The following is a 23,238-nucleotide window of genomic DNA, read 5'->3' as shown; positions in this document are numbered from 1 at the left end:
GACATGACCCACAGCACCGGCACCCTGTACATCATTTCCGCCCCTTCGGGCGCGGGCAAGAGCAGTCTGGTCAAGGCCCTGACCGACGCTGATCAGGAGATCCGTGTCTCGGTCTCCCACACCACCCGCGCCATGCGCCCCGGTGAAGTGAACGGCGTGAACTATCACTTCGTCGAACGCAGCGAGTTCGTGAAGATGATCGAGCACGGGGATTTCCTCGAACGCGCCGAAGTGTTCGGCAATCTCTATGGCACCTCACAAAGCCACCTGCAGCAGACCCTGGACGAAGGCCACGATCTGATTCTGGAAATCGACTGGCAGGGTGCAGAACAAGTGCGCAAGTTGATGCCCCAGGCCCGCTCGATCTTCATTCTGCCGCCGTCCCTGGAAGCCTTGCGTCAGCGCCTGAACAATCGCGGCCAGGACAGCAACGAGGTCATCGAAGGCCGGATGCGTGAAGCCGTCAGCGAAATGAGCCACTACGTCGACTACGACTACCTGATCATCAACGACGATTTCGCCCACGCGCTGCGTGATTTGCAGGCGATTTTCCGCGCCAATCAGCTGCATCAAAAGCGTCAGCAGCAGCGTAACGGAAAACTTTTGGCTGAATTGCTCGGCTAAAGAGCACTTCCCAAAAGCGCTGCAAGGGCTTTACATTGGCACTTATAGCGCGTTGAAGAGCCTGATCAAAAAATCAGCGCTTCCCTAATCGCTGGTGATTTTTTAAACTGTTGAGTCCGCTCGCCCACCCGGGCAGCGCGCATATTGCATTCGCTCCGAGGAATACCATGGCCCGCGTAACCGTTGAAGACTGCCTGAACCACGTGGAAAACCGTTTTGAACTGGTCATGCTGTCCACCAAGCGTGCCCGTCAACTGGCCACCGGCGGCAAAGAGCCCCTGGTTCAGTGGGAAAACGACAAGCCTACTGTTGTAGCGCTGCGTGAAATCGCCGAAGGCCTGATGAGCTACGAGTTCATCGCCAACGCAGAAATCGTCGAAGACGAACCGCTGTTCGCAGCGTTCGAGGACGAGTCCAACGAGGCAGTATAAGTCCATGCCTGGTCGACGTAGCACGGCGCGGGGTCACAACGAACGGCAGGAATCATCATGCCGAGCATAGACGCCCTCGCCGATCGCTTATCGACCTACCTCGGCAAGGACCAGGTCAACCTGGTCCGCCGAGCGTACTTCTACGCCGAACAAGCCCACGACGGCCAACGCCGCCGCAGCGGTGAGGCGTACGTCACGCATCCTCTTGCAGTGGCGAATATTCTTGCCGACATGCATATGGACCATCAAAGCCTGATGGCGGCCATGCTGCATGACGTGATCGAAGACACCGGTATTGCCAAGGAAGCGCTCCAAGCGCAGTTCGGCGAAACCGTGGCCGAACTGGTCGACGGGGTCAGCAAACTGACCCAGATGAACTTCGAGACCAAAGCCGAAGCCCAGGCCGAAAACTTCCAGAAAATGGCCATGGCCATGGCGCGCGACATTCGCGTGATCCTGGTCAAGCTGGCCGACCGCCTGCACAACATGCGAACCCTGGAAGTGCTGTCCGGCGAAAAACGCCGGCGGATCGCCAAGGAAACTCTGGAAATCTATGCGCCCATTGCCAACCGGCTGGGCATGCACGCCATTCGCATAGAATTCGAAGACCTCGGCTTCAAGGCCATGCACCCGATGCGTTCCGCGCGAATCAACCAGGCGGTCAAACGCGCCCGGGGCAACCGCAAGGAAATCGTCAACAAGATCGAAGAGTCCCTCAGCCACTGCCTGGCCATCGATGGCATCCAGGGCGAGGTCAGCGGTCGTCAGAAACACCTCTACGGCATCTACAAGAAAATGCGCGGCAAGCGTCGGGCCTTCAACGAGATCATGGACGTTTACGCGTTCCGGATCATCGTCGACAAGGTCGATACCTGCTACCGCGTGCTAGGCGCTGTACATAATTTGTACAAACCGTTGCCGGGTCGCTTCAAGGATTACATCGCAATCCCCAAGGCCAACGGCTACCAGTCGCTGCACACCACGCTGTTCGGCATGCACGGTGTACCGATCGAGATCCAGATCCGCACCCGTGAAATGGAAGAGATGGCCAACAACGGCATCGCCGCCCATTGGCTGTACAAATCCAGCGGCGACGAGCAGCCCAAAGGCACTCACGCCCGCGCCCGCCAGTGGGTCAAAGGCGTGCTGGAAATGCAGCAACGGGCCGGCAACTCGCTGGAATTCATCGAAAGCGTGAAGATCGACCTGTTCCCGGACGAGGTCTACGTGTTCACGCCCAAAGGCCGGATCATGGAGTTGCCAAAAGGCTCCACAGCTGTCGACTTCGCTTATGCAGTGCACACCGACGTGGGCAACAGCTGCATTGCCTGCCGGATCAATCGTCGTCTCGCGCCGCTGTCCGAACCGCTGCAAAGCGGCTCCACGGTCGAGATCGTCAGCGCCCCCGGCGCGCGGCCGAATCCGGCATGGCTCAACTTCGTGGTCACCGGCAAGGCGCGGACGCACATCCGCCATGCGCTGAAACTGCAGCGCCGTTCCGAATCCATCAGCCTCGGCGAGCGCCTGCTGAACAAGGTACTCAACGGTTTCGACAGCTCCCTGGAAAAAATCCCGGCCGAGCGCGTGCAGCTGATGCTCCACGAATACCGCCTTGAACTGATCGAAGACCTGCTCGAAGACATCGGCCTGGGCAATCGCATGGCGTACGTGGTCGCCCGCCGCCTGCTCGGCGAAGGTGAGCAATTGCCAAGTCCGGAAGGCCCGCTGGCGATTCGTGGCACCGAAGGCCTGGTGCTCAGTTACGCCAAGTGCTGCACGCCGATTCCGGGCGACCCGATTGTCGGTCACCTGTCCGCGGGCAAAGGCATGGTGGTGCACCTGGACAACTGCCGCAACATCAGCGAAATCCGCCACAACCCGGAAAAATGCATCCAGCTCTCGTGGGCCAAGGATGTTACCGGCGAATTCAATGTCGAGCTGCGCGTCGAACTGGAACACCAGCGCGGCCTGATCGCCCTGCTGGCCAGCAGCGTCAACGCGGCCGACGGCAATATCGAAAAAATCAGCATGGACGAACGCGACGGTCGTATCAGCGTGGTCCAACTGGTGGTCAGTGTGCACGACCGCGTGCACCTGGCCCGCGTGATCAAGAAACTGCGCGCCTTGACCGGGGTGATTCGCATCACCCGTATGCGCGCGTAGCCCACCCTTCACAAGGAGTCATACATGACCAAGACCGTTATCAACAGCGACAAGGCCCCGGCCGCCATCGGTACTTATTCCCAGGCGATCAAGGCTGGCAACACCGTTTACATGTCGGGTCAGATTCCTCTGGACCCAAAAACCATGGAACTGGTTGAAGGCTTCGAAGCCCAGACCGTCCAGGTGTTCGAGAACCTCAAAGCCGTGGCTGAAGCAGCCGGTGGTTCGTTCAAGGACATCGTCAAACTGAACATCTTCCTCACCGACCTGAGCCACTTCGCCAAGGTCAACGAGATCATGGGCAAGTACTTCGACCAACCTTACCCAGCCCGCGCCGCCATCGGCGTAGCAGCCCTGCCAAAGGGTTCGCAGGTTGAAATGGATGCCATTCTGGTCATCGAGTAATGTGTCCGGCGCAGCCTTCCAAAGGCTGCGCCGATCTTGCTTTGAAAGGATTCCACCATGCGCCAAGCGCTAGCTCTCTCGCTGGTCGCCCTTCTCTTGGGCGGTTGTGCCAGCGACCCTGCCGACCGTGATATCAGCGGCACCTGGATCAATCAGTCGGCGATCGATGCTGCATCCAAAGGCGGCCCCCTGCGGGAAGCGCTCCAGGCCTATGGCCCGAACCTGGAATGGGACGTCAACACCAGAGCCGGTCAGGCCCGCTACACCAATGGTTTTGAAAATGTCGAAGGCAAGCTGCTGGGCGAAGAGTCCGGCGCCTGGAAAGTCGACTTTTATGGCAGCTCCGCCAGCGAGCTGAAGCGTGATGGCAAACAACTTAGCCAGGCCGCCAACGACAACGAGCCGGAGCAGGTTTTCGACCGTGCAACGGTCCCGGCACCGGAAGGCGCACCGATTGGCGCGAGTTTCGAGCGAGCGCTGTATTCGGCTTATATGGGCGGCAGCTGGAAAATTCTCAGCGGCCCCGGCGAAGGCAACACCGTGCAGTTCCAGGCCGACGGCCAGGTTGCCGGCCTGCCCGGTGCGGATCGTTATGCCCTGTGCCTGGCGGGCGATTGCGCGTCGATGAGCGGCGGCAACGACAACATCTGGCTGCAGGCGAACGGCCAGGGCAATACCTGGATCTTTGCGCGCAAGGGCAAGGAACTGGAGATTTTCCAGACGGTGAATACCGCACTGGCGGACGAGATGCCTTCGTTTACGCCGGGCGATCGCAAGTGGTTGCTGGAAAAACAGTAACCCGGCCCTGAGGCCAACGCAGAACCCTGTAGGAGCGAGGCTTGCCCGCGAAGACGTCATAACCGTCAACAAAGAGGTTGGATATTACGACGTTTTCGCGGGCAAGCCTCGCTCCTACAGTCAGCAGAGGCCTTCGAGGATCGCGGCATACCCTTCGCGGAAACTCGGATACTTCGGCTCCCAGCCCAACGCCTTCGCCCGGGCATTGCTGCAGCGTTTGCTGCCGGCACGACGCACACTGGCGTCTTCGGCCCATTCAGTCACGCCTAGGTACTCCCGCAACCAGCCCACCACCTCGGCCAACGGCGCGGGCGCATCGTCGACGCCGATATAGCAATCATCCAGCGCCACCCCGCGTCGATCCGCCTCAAGCAGAAACGCCAGCAACCCCGCCGCGTCATCGACGTGAATGCGGTTGGCGTACAACGGTGGATCGATCGCCACGCGATAGCCGCGGCGGACCTGGGTCAGCAGCCACTCTCGACCCGGACCATAAATGCCGGTCAGGCGCACGAGACTGGCCGGGATGCCGCTATCGAGCGCCACCTGCTCGGCTTCGAGCATCAAACGACCCGAGTAACCACCCGCCACCGTCGGCGATGTTTCATCGACCCACTCGCCATCCTGCTGGCCGTAAACGCTGCTGCTGGAAACGAACAGCAGTCGATTGGGCACTTGCCCGTAGTCGTTCAGCCATTCCAGCACGTACTGCAAACCCTGCACATAAGCGGCGCGGTAACCCGCCTCATTGTGATCAGTGGCGGCCGCGCAATACACCAGGTAATCCACCGCACCGATTGGCCAGGTCGCCGGGCAGTCTTTATTGAACAAGTCGCCGGCAACGCCGATCACGCCCTGTGGCAGGCGTGAGACATCACGCCGCAAGCCGTGAACCTCCCACCCGCAAGCCAACAGTTGCGTGGCCAGACGACTGCCGACATCACCGCAACCGGCGATCAAAACAGAAGGCGCGGACATCAGAAAACTCCCATCGGAAAGTCACAGACTAGCGCCGGCAAGGGACCAGCGGCTAGCAATGAAGGAAAAAAAGATACTCTATTACTTTTGTTAACAAGAATTACTTGCAATAATGCCTGCCACTTTTGTTCTCGGCCTCACGAGGCCTGGAAGAACATTTACCGTCTTTTCCTCTCAGGTCCGGCCAGCATGACACCCAATCAATTCCCCGCTTCGCCAACCAAACGACCTCGCGCCTGGAGCGCGGTGGCCGCCCTGCTGCTCAGCCTGATGCTGGCGCCGACCGCCGCATTCGCTGATGCACAAGCACCGGCCGCACAGCCTGCTGCCGCTCAAACACCCGCCGCGCCTGCCGTGACACCTGCCGCGACCGATCCGGTCCAGGCCGTGGACGCCGCTGACGTGCCGGAAGTCCTCGAAGCTGATAATACCTTGGGCATGGCCCATGACTTGTCGCCGTGGGGCATGTACCAGAACGCCGACATCATCGTGAAAATCGTGATGATCGGCCTGGCCATCGCCTCGATCATCACCTGGACCATCTGGATCGCCAAGGGCTTCGAGCTGATGGGCGCCAAGCGTCGTCTGCGCACTGAAATCGTCCACCTGAAAAAAGCCGCCACCCTTAAAGAAGCCAGTGCAACGGCAGCCAAGGAAGGCACCCTCGCCAACCTGCTGGTCCACGACGCGCTGGAAGAAATGCGCCTGTCGGCCAACAGCCGCGAGAAAGAAGGCATCAAGGAGCGCGTGAGCTTCCGCCTGGAGCGCCTCGTCGCGGCCTGCGGTCGCAACATGAGCAGCGGCACCGGCGTACTAGCCACCATCGGTTCCACCGCGCCGTTCGTCGGCCTGTTCGGCACCGTGTGGGGCATCATGAACAGCTTCATCGGCATCGCCAAAACCCAGACCACCAACCTCGCCGTCGTGGCTCCCGGCATCGCCGAAGCCCTGCTGGCGACCGCGCTTGGCCTGGTTGCAGCGATTCCTGCAGTGGTTATCTACAACGTCTTCGCCCGCTCCATTGCCGGTTACAAGGCACAAGTATCCGACGCCTCGGCAGAAGTCCTGCTGCTGGTCAGCCGTGATCTCGACCACCTGCCGACCGAGCAGCGCAGCTCGCAACCGCACATGGTGAAAGTGGGGTAATCGGCCATGGGCCTGCATTTGAAAGAAGGCGCAGACGACGATCTGGCCGAGAACCACGAAATCAACGTCACGCCGTTCATCGACGTGATGCTGGTGCTGTTGATCATCTTCATGGTGGCGGCGCCGCTGGCCACCGTGGACATCAAGGTCGACCTGCCCGCCTCTACCGCCAAACCGGCGCCGCGGCCAGAGAAACCGGTGTTCCTCAGCGTAAAAGCTGACCAGCGCCTGTTCCTCGGCGAAGACGAAGTGAAGGCCGAGACCCTCGGTGCCACACTCGACGCCAAGACCCAGGGCAAGAAAGACACGACGATCTTCTTCCAGGCCGACAAAGGCGTGGACTACGGCGACCTGATGAGCGTGATGGACGCCCTGCGTGCCGCTGGCTACCTGAAGGTCGGCCTGGTCGGACTCGAGACGGCAGCCAAGAAATGATCAACACGCGCCAAAAGCTGACGCGTTACAGCGGGAGCCTGGCCGTGGTGCTGGGCGTCCATGCGCTGGCCATTGCGCTGGCGCTGAACTGGACGTCGCGCCCGCCGATCGAGCTGCCGCCACAAGCGATGATGGTCGAGCTGGCGCCGGTTCCGGCCCCGCCACCACCCGCACCGCCAAAGGTGATCACGCCGCCACAGCCACCGGCCCCGGTGGAAGAACTGCCGATACCGAAATTGGCTGAAGCGCCGAAGGCCGAGATCGCTGTACCGAAACCGGTCAAACCCAAGCCGAAGCCTCAACCGCCCAAGCCTGTGGAGAAAAAGCCAGAACCGCCGAAGGAAAAGCCCTCCGAGGAAAAACCGAGCGACGCGCAACCGACCCAGGCACCGACGGAGAAATCCGCTCAGCCGGCACCCGGCCCATCACCGGCGCAGCAAGCGGCCAAGGCCAGTTGGCAAGGCACCCTGCTCGCGCACTTGGCCAAGTACAAAAAGTACCCGGCCAGTGCACAGCAGCGGGGCAAGGAAGGCTTGAACCGTCTGCGCTTCGTGGTGGATGCCGAAGGGAACGTGTTGTCGTTCGAACTGGTGGGCCGCTCCGGCAACGCCGATCTGGACCGGGCCACCCTGGAAATGATCCGCCGCGCCCAACCGCTGCCCAAGCCACCGGCCGACATGCTGAACAACGGCTCCATCGAAATCGTTGCGCCGTTTGTTTACTCGCTGGAACGCCGTCGTTAAGACATCGCCGAACCAATGTGTGAGCGAGCTTGCTCGCGATGAGGCCATAGCATTCAACATCCTCGTTGACTGTTAAACCGCCATCGCGAGCAGGCTCGCTCCCACAGGGTTATGTAACAACCTATGGAAGGCACCGAAAGGTGCCTTTTGCATATCTGGCAACGGCAAACCTGCATTGCCCAGTGTCACTCAACACACTCAGTCTGATAACGTGCGTCTATCGATTGCAGCCGGTATGCTTGGCCCGCAACTTCATGGACGCTTGCTATGACTCTGACAGAATTACGCTACATCGTTACCCTCGCCCAAGAGCAGCACTTCGGCCACGCGGCCGAGCGTTGCCACGTCAGCCAACCGACCCTGTCGGTGGGCGTGAAAAAGCTTGAAGACGAACTCGGTGTGCTGATTTTCGAGCGCAGCAAGAGCGCCGTGCGCCTGACTCCGGTCGGCGAAGGCATTGTCGCCCAGGCACAGAAAGTCCTGGAGCAGGCCCAAGGCATTCGCGAACTGGCCCAGGCCGGCAAGAACCAGTTGACCGCCCCGCTGAAAGTCGGCGCGATCTACACCGTCGGCCCGTATCTGTTTCCGCACCTGATTCCACAACTGCACCGGGTCGCCCCGCAGATGCCGTTGTACATCGAAGAAAACTTTACCCACGTGCTGCGCGACAAACTGCGCAACGGCGAGCTCGACGCGATCATCATCGCCCTGCCGTTCAACGAAGCCGACGTGCTGACCTTGCAGCTCTACGACGAGCCGTTCTACGTCTTGATGCCGGCCCAGCACCCGTGGACCCAAAAAGAATCCATCGACGCCGCTCTGCTCAACGACAAGAGCCTGCTGCTGCTCGGCGAAGGCCACTGCTTCCGCGATCAAGTGCTGGAAGCCTGCCCGACCCTGACCAAAGGCAACGACGGCGCCAAGCACACCACGGTGGAATCCAGCTCGCTGGAAACCATTCGCCACATGGTCGCTTCCGGTTTGGGTATTTCGATCCTGCCGCTCTCGGCGGTGGACAGCCACCACTACGCCCCAGGCGTGATCGAAGTGCGCCCACTGAGCGCGCCCGTGCCGTTTCGCACCGTGGCCATCGCCTGGCGCGCGAGCTTCCCGCGACCGAAGGCGATTGAAATCCTCGCTGACTCCATTCGCCTGTGCTCGGTGGCCAAGCCGCCAGCGCCGGTGGTTGCCGGTTAAGCGGCTGCCATGACCGAGTTGTCGCAAGTGTCGGTGACGGCACTCAAGGGTGTCGGCGAAGCCATGGCCGAGAAACTGGCCAAGGTCGGCCTGGAGAATCTCCAGGACGTGTTGTTCCACCTGCCGCTGCGCTATCAGGACCGCACCCGTGTGGTCCCGATCGGCCATTTGCGACCGGGTCAGGATGCCGTGATCGAAGGCACCGTCAGCGGCGCCGACGTGGTCATGGGCCGGCGCCGCAGCCTTGTGGTGCGTCTGCAGGACGGCACCGGCGGGCTCAGCCTGCGCTTCTACCATTTCAGCAACGCCCAGAAAGAAGGCCTCAAACGCGGCACGCGCATTCGCTGCTACGGCGAAGCGCGGCCCGGTGCCTCGGGACTGGAGATCTACCACCCGGAGTACCGCGCCATCACCGGCGACGAGCCGCCGCCGGTGGATGAAACCCTGACCCCGGTCTACCCGCTCACCGAAGGCCTGACCCAACAGCGTTTGCGCCAGTTGTGCATGCAAACCCTGACCCTGCTCGGCCCCAGCAGCCTGCCCGACTGGCTGCCGACCGAACTGGCCCGGGACTATCAACTGGCGCCGTTGGCCGATGCGATCCGCTACTTGCATCACCCGCCCGCCGATGCCGATGTCGACGAACTCGCCCTCGGTCATCACTGGGCGCAACACCGTTTGGCCTTCGAAGAGCTGTTGACCCATCAACTGTCCCAACAGCGCCTGCGCGAGAGCATGCGTGCCCTGCGCGCGCCGTCGATGCCAAAAGCCACCAAGCTGCCACAACAGTATTTGGCCAACCTCGGCTTCACCCCAACGGGCGCCCAACAACGGGTCGGCAACGAAATCGCTTACGACCTCAGTCAGCACGAGCCGATGTTGCGGCTGATTCAAGGCGACGTCGGCGCCGGCAAAACCGTGGTCGCCGCGCTGGCCGCGCTTCAGGCGCTGGAGGCCGGTTATCAGGTCGCATTGATGGCGCCCACCGAAATCCTCGCCGAGCAGCACTTCATCACCTTCAAGCGCTGGCTCGAACCGCTGGGCATCGAAGTCGCGTGGCTGGCCGGCAAGCTCAAGGGCAAAAACCGCGTCGCCGCACTGGAGCAAATCGCCAGCGGTACGCCAATGGTGGTCGGCACCCACGCGTTGTTTCAGGAAGAGGTGCAGTTCAAGAACCTGGCACTGGCGATCATCGACGAACAACACCGCTTCGGCGTGCAGCAGCGCCTGGCATTGCGACAGAAAGGCGTCGGCGGGCGGATGTGTCCGCACCAACTGATCATGACCGCCACGCCGATCCCTCGGACGCTGGCCATGAGCGCCTACGCCGACCTCGACACCTCGATCCTCGACGAACTGCCGCCCGGCCGTACCCCGGTGAACACGGTGCTGGTCACCGACACTCGTCGCGTCGAAGTGATCGAGCGCGTGCGCGGCGCCTGTGCTGAAGGGCGTCAGGCCTATTGGGTGTGCACGCTGATCGAAGAGTCGGAAGAGCTGACCTGCCAGGCCGCCGAAACCACTTATGAAGACCTCACCGCCGCCCTCGGCGAGTTGAAAGTCGGCTTGATCCACGGTCGCATGAAGCCTGCCGAGAAGGCCGCAGTGATGGCCGAGTTCAAGGCCGGCAACCTGCAACTGCTGGTCGCCACCACCGTGATCGAAGTCGGCGTCGACGTGCCCAACGCCAGCCTGATGATCATCGAAAACCCCGAACGCCTCGGCCTCGCGCAACTGCACCAACTGCGTGGCCGTGTCGGCCGGGGCAGCGCCGTCAGCCATTGCGTGCTGCTTTACCATCCACCGCTGTCGCAGATCGGCCGTCAGCGGCTGGGCATCATGCGCGAAACCAACGACGGTTTTGTCATCGCCGAAAAAGACCTCGAACTGCGTGGCCCCGGCGAAATGCTCGGCACGCGCCAGACCGGTCTGCTGCAATTCAAAGTCGCAGACCTGATGCGCGACGCCGATTTGCTGCCCGCCGTACGCGACGCCGCTCAGGCCTTGCTCGAGCGTTGGCCGGACCACGTCAGCCCGTTGCTCGATCGTTGGCTACGCCATGGGCAGCAATACGGCCAAGTGTGAGCACTGTCGCAGTTTCTGAACCCTGGCTTTAAACAAGCTGGTTATACTCCTGCAATTGTTTGCAAACGGATACAGGCCATGACAGAAGCTGCCCTCGCCCCCGAAACCCCGCACGCTCCGTCTGTTATTCGGCTGCTGCTCGGCAAGCTGGACATCGCCTACGAAGAAGTCCTCGACCATCACGGCCTGAACGCCGCGCGTAAAGTGCAGGCAGTTCTGCTGGACGATGCCGTCGGCGCGCTCATGGTGCTTTTTCCCCAGAGCCAATTGCTGGACCTCAACCGCCTAGCCGAACTCACTGGCCGCCGGTTGACTGCCGTATCCACCGAGCGCCTGGTAAAAATGCTCGGCAAACACAACCTGAGCCTGTTGCCCGGCCTGCCGGCACTCACCAGCTCGCCGTGCCTGTATGAAGAAAGCCTGCTGCGCGAACCGATGTTGCTGATCAACTCGGGCGAGCCGGGCGTGCTGCTGGAAATCTCCAGCGACGCTTTCAAAACCATGCTGACCAAGGCCAGCGCCGGCAACTTCGGCGAAGCCGTGAACCGCATCCGCCCGAACCTCGATCGCCCCGACGATGACCGCGAGGAAATCACCCAGGCCGTGCAAGCGTTCACCGCACGACGCATCCAGCAGCGTCTGGAAGAGACCATCGAGATTCCGCCGCTGGCCGAAACCGCGCAGAAAATCATCAAACTGCGCGTCGACCCCAACGCCACCATCGACGACATCACCGGCGTGGTCGAAACCGACCCGGCCCTGGCCGCACAAGTCGTCAGCTGGGCAGCGTCGCCGTACTACGCCTCGCCGGGCAAGATTCGTTCAGTGGAAGACGCCATCGTCCGGGTGCTGGGTTTCGACCTGGTGATCAACCTGGCATTGGGCCTGGCCTTGGGCAAAACCCTGAGCCTGCCCAAAGACCACCCGCAACACACCACGCCGTACTGGCAGCAATCGATCTACACCGCCGCCGTCATCGAAGGCCTGACCCGCGCCATGCCCCGCGCCCAGCGCCCGGAAGCCGGCCTGACCTACCTCGCCGGCCTGCTGCACAACTTCGGTTACCTGCTGCTGGCCCACGTGTTCCCGCCGCACTTCTCGCTGATCTGCCGCCACCTGGAAGTCAACCCGCACCTGTGCCACAGCTACGTGGAACAACACCTGCTGGGCATCAGCCGCGAACAGATCGGCTCATGGCTGATGCGCTACTGGGACATGCCCGAAGAACTGGCCACCTCCCTGCGCTTCCAGCACGACCCAAGCTACGACGGCGACTACGCCGAATACCCGAACCTCGTCTGCCTGGCCGTGCGCCTGCTGCGCGGTCGCGGCATCGGCTCCGGCCCGGATGAAGACATCCCCGACGCCCTGCTGGAACGCGTCGGCCTGACTCGCGACAAAGCCAACGACGTGGTCAGCAAAGTGCTTGAGGCTGAAGTGCTGCTGCGCGAACTGGCTTCGCAATTCAGTCAGGCTTAAAAGCATCGCGGGCAAGCCTCGCCCCACAGGATTTACGCGATCTCTGTGGGAGCGGGCTTGCCCGCGATGAATCCACCGTGGTCTAACTGACCGCCTCACCCCAGATAACGCACCACACTCCCCCAAAGAGGGTTGGGTGGATTAATCGCATACCCGCAAACAACCAGGCGATTCTCCGACATCTGCGCACCGCCCCTGTGGAGGTCGATCCCCTTTTCATCATTGAAGACAACCCAGCCGTTATCACCAAACGTGTGATCCCAAGAGCCGTCGGCGAGATAGCGTGCAGTCACCATCGAGCTGTTTTCATCGATAAACGAACCGCCTCCTTGCCCGATGACAATGATTTTTCCATCCTTCTGCAAAATGCTCCGTAGCCACGACACACCCTCATCCAGAAAGTCAGAGAACAATGGCTTCCCATTGTTAAACACCAAATTGAAACTTCCGCTGGCATTAAGGGAAACAATCAAACCATCGGGCAATCGACGCCAAAATGCAGAGCCAGTCGCGATAAGTCCACCGTCAGGTTTCAAACTCATCGAGCCCAGAGCGAGCCCTTTTTGGGGATCAGCGACAATGACGACACCGTTCTTTTTGTCACCATACTTACCATCAATGTTGCCGCTCTGGTCATAACGAATCACGTAGGCATCAGGGTATTCATCATCGGGGGCTCGGCTAAAATCACCGCAAACCAGCACCTTGCCGTCCTGCTGTACCGCCACGCCAGACGCATAGTTCCAGACATGCTCGATGTCTGGTAACTCGACCAGCAAGAAGCCTTGGAGGTTGAAGCTCGTGTCCAGCGAGCCATCCTCGTTCAGGCGAATCACAATCCCTTTCAGGTCGTTGAACTCAAAAAAAATGGTACTGACCAAGACGATTTTTCCGTCGTGTTGCGCGATGGTGGTCGCACCGACATCACCTGCACTATCGGCTAATGAATCGTCACGATCTTTGTCGCGGCGGTGGGTCAGAAAATGGATACCCTCACCAGAAGGCGAGTCGATAAGGTCATAGATGTTGAGGGTGACTTTACCGTCCTTACCGAAGGTGGTGTCCAGAGCGCCGTCCTTGAACTGGCGTACGACCGCCAGATCCACGCGGCCTGGTAGCGCTTCATGCTCAGCAGTCCCCGTGATCAACCATCCTTCATTCGTCAGCGAATGCAGGTGGCGGGGTGAAAACCATGTTCCTTTATCGAAAGGGATTTCAACGATGCCCCCGGTACCGAATTTAAGGTCGAGGCTGCCGTTCTCCTCCAGCCGTGCAATCTTGGCAGGCGCGTTCTGCGGCTTAGTGGTGGCTACCGCAATGAGTAATTTGTTATCAGGTTGGGAGAGAACGGCAACGGGAACGCTGCCAACAACGCCTTCGAACGGCAGTGTTACCACGCCGTTCGTACCAAAGGCCGGATCAAGAGTGCCTGCTGCTTTCTGTACCTGAGTCATGACCGCGCTCCATCGTGGTGTGAAAGTTGTCCATCAAGGACCATCAACCACAGTGAAACACGACGACGAAACGGACATCACCTGCCATAAATGACAGTTTAATGGTCACTCCGAGCCATATTACCGACTAATCGAGCCACGAGTTTCTAGTCCTCAACGAACGGTCGAAGTCTTTTTCCGCGGCTTCAAATACTTGGTCAACCCCTGAAACCACATCACCAACGCCGGGTTGCCCTTGATCTGAATCGACTTGTCCTGAATCCCGGTCATAAACGCCAACTGCTTGTTCTTCGCCTGCATCGTGGCAAAGCCATACGCCGCATCCTTAAACGCAATCGCAAACGCCGGCTCGGCATACACGCCAGACTTACTGGTAATGCGCTGATCCTTCACCACGAAATGCCGCGCCACCTTCCCGTCCAGGGTCTGTAGCTGAAACACCAATGCCTTGTCACCCAACTGCTGCTGAAACGCAGGATTAGTCCGACTGGCCTTACCCATCAACAAACCCAGCATCCACAGAAGAAAACGAAATTTCATGCGCACAGCCTCAAGAGAAAAGTGAACGGCCGGCGCAGTGTAGCGGCTTCAAGCCAGAACGCCACCGTCGGGTTGCGTTAGAAGAAGATGAACCGCTTTTCCCGCATGATGACCGCCAAGTCACGCTTTACCGCCTCAACCCTGATCATTCCCACGCTCCCGCGAGGGAATGCATCCCGTGACGCCCCGCGTCACACCCAACACCCGCCCTACACCTGAAGAAACACATTCTGTAGGAGCTACCGAAGGCTGCGATCTTTTGATCTTGATGCCCTCAAACTTCTCGGACATTTCCTTCAAAACGTGGGGCTGTCCATGAACTAGGCAGCTTGGTCCCTCATCGATAACCTCTGTTCGTCACCGCAAAATCGGTGACTCGGACGTGCAAGTCCAGAATCGGCACACAATCGGTTATGGCTATTCATCGAGCGTTTTCTTATGCTCGCGAATCGTTATGGCGGCTGTGTATGGGAGACCTTCGGGTTTGCCGGTTTGCCGATTCCGGTCTTGCACACCTATACACAGCTGCCACCTCATTCGAAGCGCAAGCGAAACGGTGTTAGCTCCTAATATCGGTACTATTTCAATGATCAAGCCAACACCGAATCCTCCTGAAAACCCAGCCACATCCCCCTACGAATCCTTCGATTCGAAAAAACTCCACGAAGCCGCCGAACGCGCCCTAGACCACCACCTCGGCCCTTTGCACACTGAAAAACCCAAGCGCAAAGGCAAACTCTTCACCGTCTCCCCCGACATCGACACCGAAGCCCTCCTGGCCAACGCCTCAGAAGACTTGCTGTCCATCAGCGCCATCGCTGCCAACCTGGCCGACGATGTTGATGGAGAACGGCGCTCCTTAGCCTTGGCGCTAAGCAGATTGGCAGATGGGGTTCGGTTGTTGGTGGAGCGAGCGCTGGATCACATTGATTCGCCGAATCCGGCGGAGTATCGGGCTAAGGCATAACGGACAGCGGATAGAAAAAGGGGACGTTAAGTCCCCTTTCTTGATGACCCCTGGCTCACCACTGGCAGCCTGTCTCGGGCGGCGAGTCCATATTGCTATCCTGCTCGAATACGGATTTCTTTCCGGATTTGTAGTTCGTATAGACCATTCCGTAAATCAGAGCCCCCTGACTGACCATTCCATAATCTCCGGTCACCGAACCTTCAGACACTTCAACCCATCTTGTCGTGAACTGAGAGGGCCGACTCGGATCGAGCACCTTTTCTTCGGAATCTTTATAGACGAGAGAAATGGCCTCCTTCGATTTACTGTACTTGACGCTTGCGCCGCTCCATTTGGAACCCGAGTCGTAATAGCTTCTAAACTCAAAATTGATGTCTTTGTCTTTCTGCGAGCGGAAGCAATAGACCTCAGTTGTGACTTCGCTGTGAGCAGCCATCGGACAGATGAGTAGCAGGGCTACAAAAAACAACGAAAAAGACTTCAACCCGATCATTCCTTTTAGCGGTTCATGGGCAACTGAAAACGCATTCGCACAGCGCAGAAACAGTCGAAAACTCATCTCACACTGCCCATCCGCATATTGCTTCCAAACCGGATCGTCGAAGTCCCCCCCCCCAGCAGATTGATCGAGGTCTTCAGACCGTTTTCACGGTCCTGCCCTGCCATCAACGATGCAGCTTTGTAAAAGCCATCATTGGGCAGGCCGGTCTGTAGATAAATGAGCTCACCCAAGCGGGCACTGGTTGTCTGCGCCAAACACGCTAGCTTCTCGATAGGCGCCTCAGCTCCCGGCAAAACGGCCTGATACAGATCCTCGTAATACGCTTCTTTGAAGCGCTCCCAACTCCTTTGCACATCGGTTAGTTGCTTTGCTTTTTGTCTGTGAGAGACAAGCTGGTCAGGGTTTTCTTGTATTGCTCATTCAACACAGCGTCGACTTTTTCGTAGCTTTGCTGGCCGCAAGTGATCAAATAGGGATAGGTAAAGCTGTCGTGGTTGCAGGTTTCCTGTGCATGAACCGAAACCATCGACGCCACGACCGATCACAGGAGAAAAATAATAAAGCATAGAAAAGCGGGACAGATTTACTTACCCACACCTAACTTTCTTTACATAAATCCACCTGCTTTTTTGACAACCGCTCATGTACCAGACTCATATCAAACCAAAACCTTCTACCACCCCACTATCTATCTTCACTGGCAACCAAATGGAATTCCTTACCATCAAACTCATAATATCTAGTTCTATATTTTCGCGAGACTTTATTGTTGTTAGCATCCACTTCCCGATTTTGAGCGACCCCCATTATCACAACCAACCTGCTATTAGCCCTAAAATCTATATCGAACGACTCCTCAGTTTCCTCATCGTCTGCCTTGTAAGCATTCGGCAAGCTCCTTACAACCTCCCCAGTTTTCGCATCAATGACTTCTCCACAAATTGAACCACCACCACACTCACCGGTAAAAAGAATGTAATGACCTGCAAAGTTTACTGCTTTTTTTGCGGCATTATTTCTTAATTCATCCCAGCGCTGACCCGCGGTATCAATTTTAGCTAACGGATGACTTGCGCCCTTATACAAAGTGCCGGCGTCGTATTCTGAAAATGATGGAGGCGCCGCAAACGCTAAAGCACTAATAAAACAAAGCAATAGAAGTGTTTTAGACAAAAATTTACCCAGCATTTCTTTTAGACTCCTCGAGTGCACGGACCATTTCGTCGGGTGTAATATGAGCAGAGTTCAGCCCATCGCCTTGATAGAAAGATACTCCTTCCGACTGAGCATGTCGCTCGACCCACTGTTTTTTATGAGTTACAGGGTGAAGAATTGGGACGCCTGCAGCATCCTTCAAAACTATAGAGCTGATTTTCTTTCCTTGCCTTACGCCTGCCGACGCAAATTCTTTCGCCCACGCGTAAATTGCATCCTCCACATCACCATCCCCTTCCAGATAATTAATTATGGCTTTCCTTTTTATTTTAATCAGGTAATCAACAAATATTCTATCCTGCATCGCCTCATCATATTTTTGAGACGTATCCAAACCAAGCTTATCTACGGCCTCAGCTAGAGTAGGCGTGATAAGTTGGTACCGCCCTGTTGCAAACATTTCATCATTTTCTTGCTTCTGCTGAACCTCAGCAATTGTCAGAGATGTCAGATTTGTATTGTAGAATGATTTAAGCACAGGTGTTGTAGCATTGTAAGCCGTGTAATCGTTATTCGATTCCACTTTACCCAACAAATTTGCAAATGCGCTATGGGCCCATCCAGACGGCGCACGCTTCAACAAGTGCGTCCTGACAAACTCAACCGGATGAAAGTGCCAAACAACTTCAGAGTTGATAACTGCGCTCCCAGAAAGCTCCTCCCAAAACACATACTTACTTATTCTTTCTTTTTCATGCTTCAACGTTTTCGGCGACAGCTCCAACAACTTATCTAACTTACTCCACTTAGGTGCATCGGCTTTACTCTTCCACTCAGTCGGATGATGAGCAATAAATTTGGCCCACTGATCTCTCGTATCAGCGTTCTTCAGTGCGTCAGCGAGCTCGCCCGGATCAACTTCACCATCGTGGTTTTTGTCAATTTTTGCAAAGAAACCCTTGAAAAATTGCGGCATGTCTTCCGGATCGAGAAAACCATCCGCTGTGGCGTTTGTTTCCTCAACAATCTGAAAACCCATCTTCTCCCAATCATGCTGCGTGATGACTTCTGCGCCGGCCTTCTTTACAAGGCCAGTGATCGATTGGTCATCCTCTGTCACTCTGACTTCGTAATAGTCGTCGCTGCCCTCTTTGATAACTGGAGCCTTACGCAGATCAACAGCATGTTCCTTCTTAAGTGGCGTGGTGCCACCCGCCGGTGCTTTTTTCTTCAGTTCGGCCCCCACAGGTAGATACAGATACTGCTTGCCAATCTTCAAACCGGCAGAGTTCCTAAGGAATTCTTTCACGTCAGCTTCGGCAGTGAATATCTCGACATGTACTTGATACTTGCTTGCCACGCCACCGTCTTCGCCTGTGAGGTTTTCGGTTTGTCCCAAGTAACCAATCGGATCGCCAGCCTTGATGCCGGTGCTGGTTGATGCAACGCTATCAAAGTCCGTAGGAGTCACCGTCTCCCACTGCACATACTGGCTTGCCGGATCGTTTTCGACGTTCGTCCAGAATGTCGGCGGTGCATTCCCCGTTGGCTGCCATACTCCGCCAGACACCAGTGTGCATGAGGCCATGCGCCTTAATTTATTGCCAATCACTAGGTTAACGATTTCTTTGCTATCGAACTCGATAACACTATTGACGGCCAACTCCAGGCCGCCATCGACGGGCGCACCGGCAGGCTGTCCGTTCGTTGGATTCGCCGGACTCTGATGTATAGGCAACCGTTTAGTCGCCCTAGCTTTAACCTTTCCTTGCCAGTAATTTGGCCGGGCGCGCTCTGGAATGACGTCTGCTGCCCAAATGCGGTGATGTTGGGAGTTTTTGTATGGCTCACCATCCTTCAAATAGGCGAACCAAATTTCAGTCCCTACGTCGCGAACTTTGTTCGAACCAGCCTTCACGCTGCCGGAAAGAATTTTGCCTTTGGCGTATGTGATGTTGTTAACGTCTTTCTGCTCCAGGACTTCAAGCTTGGTACCGTTAGTCACTTTACCGGGGGAGATTATGTCGCTCGACAAGGGCGCCTCGTCATAAGCCTTGAAGTCCCCTACCTTCATGGTCACCTTCGGTTTTGGCGTTTCATCCGGTGATAACGGATAGCGCTTATACGGTAAGAGGTGCATGTAGAGGCTGTAGAAGATCAGCTTGTTTTGCTTACCCTTGTTCGGTCCTTCTTCCGGGTTAGGCGCCGACTTGTACTCGTGACGTACCAGGCAAAAGGAGTTGGAGTATTTCAGCTTTTTCTCGTTGTCACCAAAGGTTGACTCCAGATAGTCCTGATTGAGCCGATACGCAACGACCTCACCATCAGCCATACAACGTACTGGTTCATTCAGCACGCACTGAGGAGCACTTTTGTCGGTGATGTGAATACCACCGTGCCAAAATTTGTTGCTACCCAGCAGGTAATGACCCGAGGTCTCACCCTCAAGGACTTTGTAGAGTTCTTCAGCATCAGTGAACTGTTTGCCGTCAGCCTTGCGGAACGGATATTGGAAGTTCATCAACGGTGCAGGGCCCGCCGGAGCAGCTGCCGGGGCTGGAGCAGGAGCAGCCGCTGGTGCCGGTTGTGCACCCGTTCTGTATTGGGGTTTCGGACGCAAGAACTTTTCTGGCATTGGCCAGTAACCGCTACCGTGCCCGTACTTGGCGGACTTAGGCCCTGATGAGGATTGCGAACCGAAAAAATCCCCCGCGTTCCGCACCGAATTGATGGTCTCGACTACCCCCGTATGCCCGTGGAAATTGATCCAGAGTGCAATATCACCGGGCTCGACGTTCGCGAGCGGAATGACGTCAAAATGGGTTACGTCAACATTCAGCTGTCCCGTTGTCAGGTATGGAATTGAATATCCCGCGTCCTTCAGCATTCGGTACAACAGACCTGAACAGTCGATTTCCTTTCGACCGTCGCCGTCGGCATCGGCGTAACCTTTCGCTGGACCGTATTCATATTGGGAATGCGGGTAGTTAGCCCGCTGTTCGAGTAGTCCGGTACTCATCGGAAGCTCCCTGCTTTAAGACATTGAATTGAGTCATCAGCGACGACGCCTTGAGCCGCCAAGTGGTCAACACCTCGCGTACCGGACTCAGGGTCCGTTTTCTGAACCTCCTGATAACACGCCATTGCTCGGGGCAGGTCAGCAGGGACGATGGTGCCGACTTCATACACCTCACCCAGTTGGCTCAGTGCGTCTACTGAGCCTCGGCTCGCGGCGCTTTCCAATGCAGCCATTGACTGTTGCGGGTTGATACAGACGTGCTTGTCGTCGTATTCACCCTCATCGCAGTAAAAATTCGCAAGCGTCACGCCTGCGTCTGGAATGTTTTTTGAAGCAGCAATCAAAAGATCCACAATTTTGCTGTTATCCAGGCGTGGAGCTTGCCCAGAAAGACTGATTCCCGCAGCAGCGAGTGCAGCTTGCGGCGAACCTTCTTGCGCTCCGGCCAAGTAGCTATCCAGTGCTGCTGCGTACAAATAAACACCCGATTCAGGCGATGCATGATTAGCCAGTCTGTCAAACCATGCACCTTTCCTCAGCTCTCGCTGACCTGGCAATAGTTTCTCTGTCCGAGACACAACATCAGATACGTTTTCAAGCGACCAATCTTCGACACGATCCAGAACCCAACAGTCGCCGTGTTTGAAGACGAAAACCTTTAGAAATTTGCCCGCCTGGTCACGAACGATCAGCTTGTTCGGTAAATCGACCTTAATAGTTAGGCTCGACGCAGCAGCATTTTCCGGCACAAGAACGTTCAACTCGGCAGCGTCCAGCGCTTTGATATTGCGCTGGACAACCTTTGGCTTGTCGTCATCGGCAACCACTCGAAGTTCCTGAACGGACGAGGCAATAAATGCCTTCTGTATCTCCGGTTGAGATGAGAAAACCTGGGCGAACTCTGCAAAGTTGCCACTCGGGCATTGCGGGTCACTGGGCGATGAGGCAACGGCGCCGCTGCACATACCCAACGTCAACAGTGCGATGGAGCACCACCTGAACTGCCTTGCGTTTTTGTTTGTTGTCATCACGAACTTCATCACTCAGAAAACACAAAAAAAGCCTTCGGTTTAACCTTCTCAGGCACCGCATTCCCCAACGCCTGATCCATCAAACTCCCCGCCTTATCCTTATCCGCAGCCCCCGGCAACACCGGCGGCTTAATCCCAATCCCAGTCCCACTCCCCGCCGACCCACCCGCGTTAATCTTCACCACCGGCCCAACCACCGTCACCCCACCCGCATCCAGCTTGATAAAGCTCCCCCCGGCCTTAACCGTGAGTTCCATCCCGGCTTCGATAACAATCTTGTCCCCAGCCTTCAGGTGAATCTCTTTCCCCGCACTGGTCAGTTGCGCAGTCCCCAACTTCACATGCTGGTTCTGCCCAACCGTCAGGTGATCATCCACCCGCACTTCACTCTTGCGATCCGCAATCGTGGTCCGATGCTCTTCAGCCTTCAGCTCGGTGTAGGTGTTCTTCACCACCGTGTCGTGGCGTTCATTCCCCACGCGAATCTTCTGGTCGTGCTCGATGTTTTCATCCCAATCCCGCTGGGCATGAATAAAAATCTGCTCGGCTCCCTTCTTGTCTTCAATCCGCAGTTCATTGAACCCACCGCCCCCCGGTGAGCTAAGGGTTTTGAACACGGTGCGGGTTTTGTTCGCAGGCAGGTCGTAGGGAACCTGGTTTTCCTTGTGGTACAGGCACCCAGTCACCAACGGTTGATCGGGGTCGCCTTCGAGGAAGGTGACGAGTACTTCCATGCCGATACGCGGGATGGCGATGGCGCCGTAGCGGTCGCCGGCCCAACTCGAAGAGACGCGCATCCAGCAGCTGGTTTTGTCATCAGCCAAGCCTTCGCGGTCCCAGTGGAATTGCACTTTGATGCGGCCGTATTGGTCGCAGTGGATTTCTTCGCCTTTGGGGCCGGTGACCATGGCGGTCTGGCTGCCGAGGACGCGGGGTTTGGGGTGTTCCAGGGCGGGGCGGTAGAAGACGTTCCACGGGGTGGCGAGGAAGCGGTTTCGGTAGCCCTGGTGGAAGTCGTCTTTGTTGTCGGTGGTGTCGCTGGTCACGGACTCTTCGAGCACTTGCGGCTGTTTGCCTTCGTGGACGATTTCGGTGAGTAGCCAGAGGTCGTTCCACTCGGTGCGCGGGTGGTCGGAGATTTCCAGGAAGTGGCCGCTGGCGAGGGTGGTCTGGTCGCCATGGCCTTCGGCTTGCTGGTAGTCGGCGCGGTGGCGTTCGAGGGCACGTTGGCTGAGGAATTTGCCGCGGGCGCGGTCGAGGAAGCGGCCGGGGTAGTCGTAGTCTTCGAGGTCCGGTTCAGTGCTTTCGCCGTCGGGTTTATAGCCGGCTTCAAGTCGCAGGTTGGGCTTTTCGAAGTCGTAGTCGCGGCGGGTGACGCGGCCGGTGCGGGTTTCCAGGCGTAGTTTGAAGCCTTTGATCACTGGTTCGTCGGCGACCATGCCGCTGCCTTGTATGTAGGCGGTGGGCTGGCCGAGTTTGGGGAACACGGTCTGGTTGTCGCCGAACACCAGTTGGTGGGCTTTTTCGCTGTGCTGGAAGTGGTAGTGAATGCCTTCTTCTTCGCACAGGCGCTGGACGAAGTGCAGGTCGGTTTCGTCGTATTGCACGCAATAGTCGCGGTCCGGGCACGGCTGGCTCAACTGGAATTTGTAGGCGTTGCCTTTGATGCCGTGTTCTTCGAGGATCAGCGCGATGATTTTCGGCGCCGACATCTGCTGGTAGATGCGCTGGTTGGTGCGGTGATGCAGGTATTGCAGCTGCGGCACCAGGGAGACTTTGTAGCGGGTCAAGCGCTTGCCGGCATCGCCTTGGGCGACGCGGTAGATCTGGCCGTGGATGCCACTGCCTTTCGGGTCGAATGCGAGGAACGCCTGCTTGTGCAGGAGCTTTTCCAGGTCCAGATCCGGGTTTTCGCTGACCAGTTCGAGGTCGAAGCGATACGGCTGGCTGATGCCTTCGGTGCCGGTGAACGACAGCACTTGCAGGTCGCCGACCTGATCGCCTTGAGAACCGTCGACGGTCAGGCTGAAGTGCGTTTCGTTAGCTGGGTTGAACATAAAGTGCTCCCTGTTCGAATGTCATC

General features: G+C 57.5%; 21 protein-coding genes. 12 read left to right on the top strand and 9 right to left on the bottom strand.

Features of this window, described 5'->3' with window-relative positions:
* The first annotated feature begins 3 nt into the window (after positions 1 to 3).
* The 5 genes from gmk (at position 4) to PMI18_RS28075 (ending at position 4,421) form a co-directional block, all read left to right on the top strand.
* Positions 4 to 624 carry a guanylate kinase gene (gene gmk, locus PMI18_RS28055; protein WP_007894672.1) on the top strand — a complete coding sequence of 207 codons (621 nt, stop codon included), beginning with the start codon at positions 4 to 6 and terminating at the stop codon, positions 622 to 624.
* Positions 625 to 791: 167 nt separating this feature from the next.
* Positions 792 to 1,055 (top strand): DNA-directed RNA polymerase subunit omega, encoded by a 264-nt coding sequence (gene rpoZ / locus PMI18_RS28060; protein ID WP_007894670.1) that lies wholly within the window; start codon positions 792 to 794, stop codon positions 1,053 to 1,055.
* 57 nt (positions 1,056 to 1,112) lie between these two features.
* Positions 1,113 to 3,218, top strand: coding sequence for a bifunctional GTP diphosphokinase/guanosine-3',5'-bis pyrophosphate 3'-pyrophosphohydrolase (gene spoT, locus PMI18_RS28065; protein WP_007894658.1), 2,106 nt, complete (start codon positions 1,113 to 1,115; stop codon positions 3,216 to 3,218).
* A gap of 24 nt (positions 3,219 to 3,242) precedes the next feature.
* Positions 3,243 to 3,623, top strand: coding sequence for a RidA family protein (locus PMI18_RS28070; RefSeq protein ID WP_003177257.1), 381 nt, complete (start codon positions 3,243 to 3,245; stop codon positions 3,621 to 3,623).
* Between the two features lie 57 nt (positions 3,624 to 3,680).
* On the top strand, positions 3,681 to 4,421 hold the full coding sequence (locus tag PMI18_RS28075) for a hypothetical protein (protein WP_007894656.1): 741 nt from the start codon (positions 3,681 to 3,683) through the stop codon (positions 4,419 to 4,421).
* Between the two features lie 120 nt (positions 4,422 to 4,541).
* On the opposite strand, the gene PMI18_RS28080 is transcribed toward PMI18_RS28075, so the two are convergent.
* The gene (locus PMI18_RS28080; protein ID WP_007894654.1) at positions 4,542 to 5,399 is read right to left on the bottom strand and encodes an SDR family oxidoreductase; all 858 of its coding nucleotides are present in this window, start codon (positions 5,397 to 5,399) and stop codon (positions 4,542 to 4,544) included.
* 189 nt (positions 5,400 to 5,588) lie between these two features.
* Between PMI18_RS28080 and exbB the strand changes: the two genes are divergently transcribed.
* The 6 genes from exbB to PMI18_RS28110 all read left to right on the top strand — a co-directional run bounded on the left by exbB (position 5,589) and on the right by PMI18_RS28110 (position 12,484).
* Complete coding sequence (exbB, locus tag PMI18_RS28085) at positions 5,589 to 6,545, top strand: tonB-system energizer ExbB (protein ID WP_007894653.1); 957 nt, start codon at positions 5,589 to 5,591, stop codon at positions 6,543 to 6,545.
* Between the two features lie 6 nt (positions 6,546 to 6,551).
* A complete protein-coding gene (exbD, locus tag PMI18_RS28090; protein ID WP_007894651.1) occupies positions 6,552 to 6,980 on the top strand; it encodes a TonB system transport protein ExbD in 429 nt (142 codons plus the stop codon).
* Positions 6,977 to 7,723 carry an energy transducer TonB family protein gene (locus tag PMI18_RS28095; protein WP_007894649.1) on the top strand — a complete coding sequence of 249 codons (747 nt, stop codon included), beginning with the start codon at positions 6,977 to 6,979 and terminating at the stop codon, positions 7,721 to 7,723. Before exbD ends, PMI18_RS28095 begins: the two co-directional genes overlap by 4 nt.
* A 267-nt stretch (positions 7,724 to 7,990) precedes the next feature.
* Complete coding sequence (locus tag PMI18_RS28100; protein WP_007894647.1) at positions 7,991 to 8,920, top strand: hydrogen peroxide-inducible genes activator; 930 nt, start codon at positions 7,991 to 7,993, stop codon at positions 8,918 to 8,920.
* 9 nt (positions 8,921 to 8,929) lie between these two features.
* Positions 8,930 to 11,005: an ATP-dependent DNA helicase RecG gene (recG, locus tag PMI18_RS28105; RefSeq protein WP_007894644.1), complete on the top strand. Its 2,076-nt coding sequence runs from the start codon at positions 8,930 to 8,932 to the stop codon at positions 11,003 to 11,005.
* A 78-nt stretch (positions 11,006 to 11,083) separates the two neighbouring features.
* The gene (locus PMI18_RS28110) at positions 11,084 to 12,484 is read left to right on the top strand and encodes an aminoacyl-tRNA deacylase and HDOD domain-containing protein (protein ID WP_007894641.1); all 1,401 of its coding nucleotides are present in this window, start codon (positions 11,084 to 11,086) and stop codon (positions 12,482 to 12,484) included.
* A 95-nt stretch (positions 12,485 to 12,579) separates the two neighbouring features.
* On the opposite strand, the gene PMI18_RS28115 is transcribed toward PMI18_RS28110, so the two are convergent.
* Both PMI18_RS28115 and PMI18_RS28120 read right to left on the bottom strand, forming a co-directional pair.
* Entirely contained in the window at positions 12,580 to 13,938 is a 1,359-nt protein-coding gene (locus PMI18_RS28115; RefSeq protein WP_007894638.1) for a delta-60 repeat domain-containing protein, read from the bottom strand.
* Positions 13,939 to 14,091: 153 nt separating this feature from the next.
* Complete coding sequence (locus PMI18_RS28120) at positions 14,092 to 14,478, bottom strand: SCP2 sterol-binding domain-containing protein (RefSeq protein WP_007894635.1); 387 nt, start codon at positions 14,476 to 14,478, stop codon at positions 14,092 to 14,094.
* A 586-nt stretch (positions 14,479 to 15,064) separates the two neighbouring features.
* Here PMI18_RS28120 and PMI18_RS28125 point away from each other — a divergent pair.
* Positions 15,065 to 15,445, top strand: coding sequence for a DUF6124 family protein (locus tag PMI18_RS28125; RefSeq protein WP_007894625.1), 381 nt, complete (start codon positions 15,065 to 15,067; stop codon positions 15,443 to 15,445).
* A 55-nt stretch (positions 15,446 to 15,500) separates the two neighbouring features.
* Here PMI18_RS28125 and PMI18_RS28130 read toward each other — a convergent pair whose 3' ends face one another.
* From PMI18_RS28130 to PMI18_RS28150, 6 genes are all read right to left on the bottom strand, one after another.
* On the bottom strand, positions 15,501 to 16,007 hold the full coding sequence (locus tag PMI18_RS28130; protein WP_007894624.1) for a hypothetical protein: 507 nt from the start codon (positions 16,005 to 16,007) through the stop codon (positions 15,501 to 15,503).
* The gene (locus tag PMI18_RS31780; RefSeq protein WP_007894623.1) at positions 16,004 to 16,303 is read right to left on the bottom strand and encodes a DUF1311 domain-containing protein; all 300 of its coding nucleotides are present in this window, start codon (positions 16,301 to 16,303) and stop codon (positions 16,004 to 16,006) included. Before PMI18_RS31780 ends, PMI18_RS28130 begins: the two co-directional genes overlap by 4 nt.
* A 331-nt stretch (positions 16,304 to 16,634) precedes the next feature.
* Positions 16,635 to 17,138, bottom strand: a complete 504-nt coding sequence (locus PMI18_RS28135) for a hypothetical protein (protein WP_007894620.1) — start codon at positions 17,136 to 17,138, stop codon at positions 16,635 to 16,637.
* Positions 17,128 to 20,124, bottom strand: coding sequence for a hypothetical protein (locus tag PMI18_RS28140; RefSeq protein ID WP_007894618.1), 2,997 nt, complete (start codon positions 20,122 to 20,124; stop codon positions 17,128 to 17,130). The genes PMI18_RS28135 and PMI18_RS28140 overlap by 11 nt, the downstream gene beginning before the upstream one ends.
* Complete coding sequence (locus tag PMI18_RS28145) at positions 20,121 to 21,152, bottom strand: tetratricopeptide repeat protein (RefSeq protein ID WP_033035635.1); 1,032 nt, start codon at positions 21,150 to 21,152, stop codon at positions 20,121 to 20,123. The genes PMI18_RS28140 and PMI18_RS28145 overlap by 4 nt, the downstream gene beginning before the upstream one ends.
* A gap of 11 nt (positions 21,153 to 21,163) precedes the next feature.
* Entirely contained in the window at positions 21,164 to 23,212 is a 2,049-nt protein-coding gene (locus PMI18_RS28150) for a type VI secretion system Vgr family protein (protein WP_007894614.1), read from the bottom strand.
* Between the last annotated feature and the right edge of the window lie 26 nt (positions 23,213 to 23,238).

Source organism: Pseudomonas sp. GM102, assembly GCF_000282555.1.
Taxonomy (GTDB): domain Bacteria; phylum Pseudomonadota; class Gammaproteobacteria; order Pseudomonadales; family Pseudomonadaceae; genus Aquipseudomonas.
Note: the sequence above shows the minus strand (reverse complement) of the source record. Positions and strands in the feature narration are given on the sequence as shown.

Excerpts from the sequence above, each read along its gene's own strand:
- gmk (WP_007894672.1), top strand. The coding sequence starts at position 4 with ATGACCCACAGCACCGGCACCCTGTACATCATTTCCGCCCCTTCGGGC.
- rpoZ (WP_007894670.1), top strand. The coding sequence starts at position 792 with ATGGCCCGCGTAACCGTTGAAGACTGCCTGAACCACGTGGAAAACCGT.
- spoT (WP_007894658.1), top strand. The coding sequence starts at position 1,113 with ATGCCGAGCATAGACGCCCTCGCCGATCGCTTATCGACCTACCTCGGC.
- PMI18_RS28070 (WP_003177257.1), top strand. The coding sequence starts at position 3,243 with ATGACCAAGACCGTTATCAACAGCGACAAGGCCCCGGCCGCCATCGGT.
- PMI18_RS28075 (WP_007894656.1), top strand. The coding sequence starts at position 3,681 with ATGCGCCAAGCGCTAGCTCTCTCGCTGGTCGCCCTTCTCTTGGGCGGT.
- PMI18_RS28080 (WP_007894654.1), bottom strand. The coding sequence starts at position 5,399 with ATGTCCGCGCCTTCTGTTTTGATCGCCGGTTGCGGTGATGTCGGCAGT.
- exbB (WP_007894653.1), top strand. The coding sequence starts at position 5,589 with ATGACACCCAATCAATTCCCCGCTTCGCCAACCAAACGACCTCGCGCC.
- exbD (WP_007894651.1), top strand. The coding sequence starts at position 6,552 with ATGGGCCTGCATTTGAAAGAAGGCGCAGACGACGATCTGGCCGAGAAC.
- PMI18_RS28095 (WP_007894649.1), top strand. The coding sequence starts at position 6,977 with ATGATCAACACGCGCCAAAAGCTGACGCGTTACAGCGGGAGCCTGGCC.
- PMI18_RS28100 (WP_007894647.1), top strand. The coding sequence starts at position 7,991 with ATGACTCTGACAGAATTACGCTACATCGTTACCCTCGCCCAAGAGCAG.
- recG (WP_007894644.1), top strand. The coding sequence starts at position 8,930 with ATGACCGAGTTGTCGCAAGTGTCGGTGACGGCACTCAAGGGTGTCGGC.
- PMI18_RS28110 (WP_007894641.1), top strand. The coding sequence starts at position 11,084 with ATGACAGAAGCTGCCCTCGCCCCCGAAACCCCGCACGCTCCGTCTGTT.
- PMI18_RS28115 (WP_007894638.1), bottom strand. The coding sequence starts at position 13,938 with ATGACTCAGGTACAGAAAGCAGCAGGCACTCTTGATCCGGCCTTTGGT.
- PMI18_RS28120 (WP_007894635.1), bottom strand. The coding sequence starts at position 14,478 with ATGAAATTTCGTTTTCTTCTGTGGATGCTGGGTTTGTTGATGGGTAAG.
- PMI18_RS28125 (WP_007894625.1), top strand. The coding sequence starts at position 15,065 with ATGATCAAGCCAACACCGAATCCTCCTGAAAACCCAGCCACATCCCCC.
- PMI18_RS28130 (WP_007894624.1), bottom strand. The coding sequence starts at position 16,007 with ATGAGTTTTCGACTGTTTCTGCGCTGTGCGAATGCGTTTTCAGTTGCC.
- PMI18_RS28135 (WP_007894620.1), bottom strand. The coding sequence starts at position 17,138 with ATGCTGGGTAAATTTTTGTCTAAAACACTTCTATTGCTTTGTTTTATT.
- PMI18_RS28140 (WP_007894618.1), bottom strand. The coding sequence starts at position 20,124 with ATGAGTACCGGACTACTCGAACAGCGGGCTAACTACCCGCATTCCCAA.
- PMI18_RS28145 (WP_033035635.1), bottom strand. The coding sequence starts at position 21,152 with ATGACAACAAACAAAAACGCAAGGCAGTTCAGGTGGTGCTCCATCGCA.
- PMI18_RS28150 (WP_007894614.1), bottom strand. The coding sequence starts at position 23,212 with ATGTTCAACCCAGCTAACGAAACGCACTTCAGCCTGACCGTCGACGGT.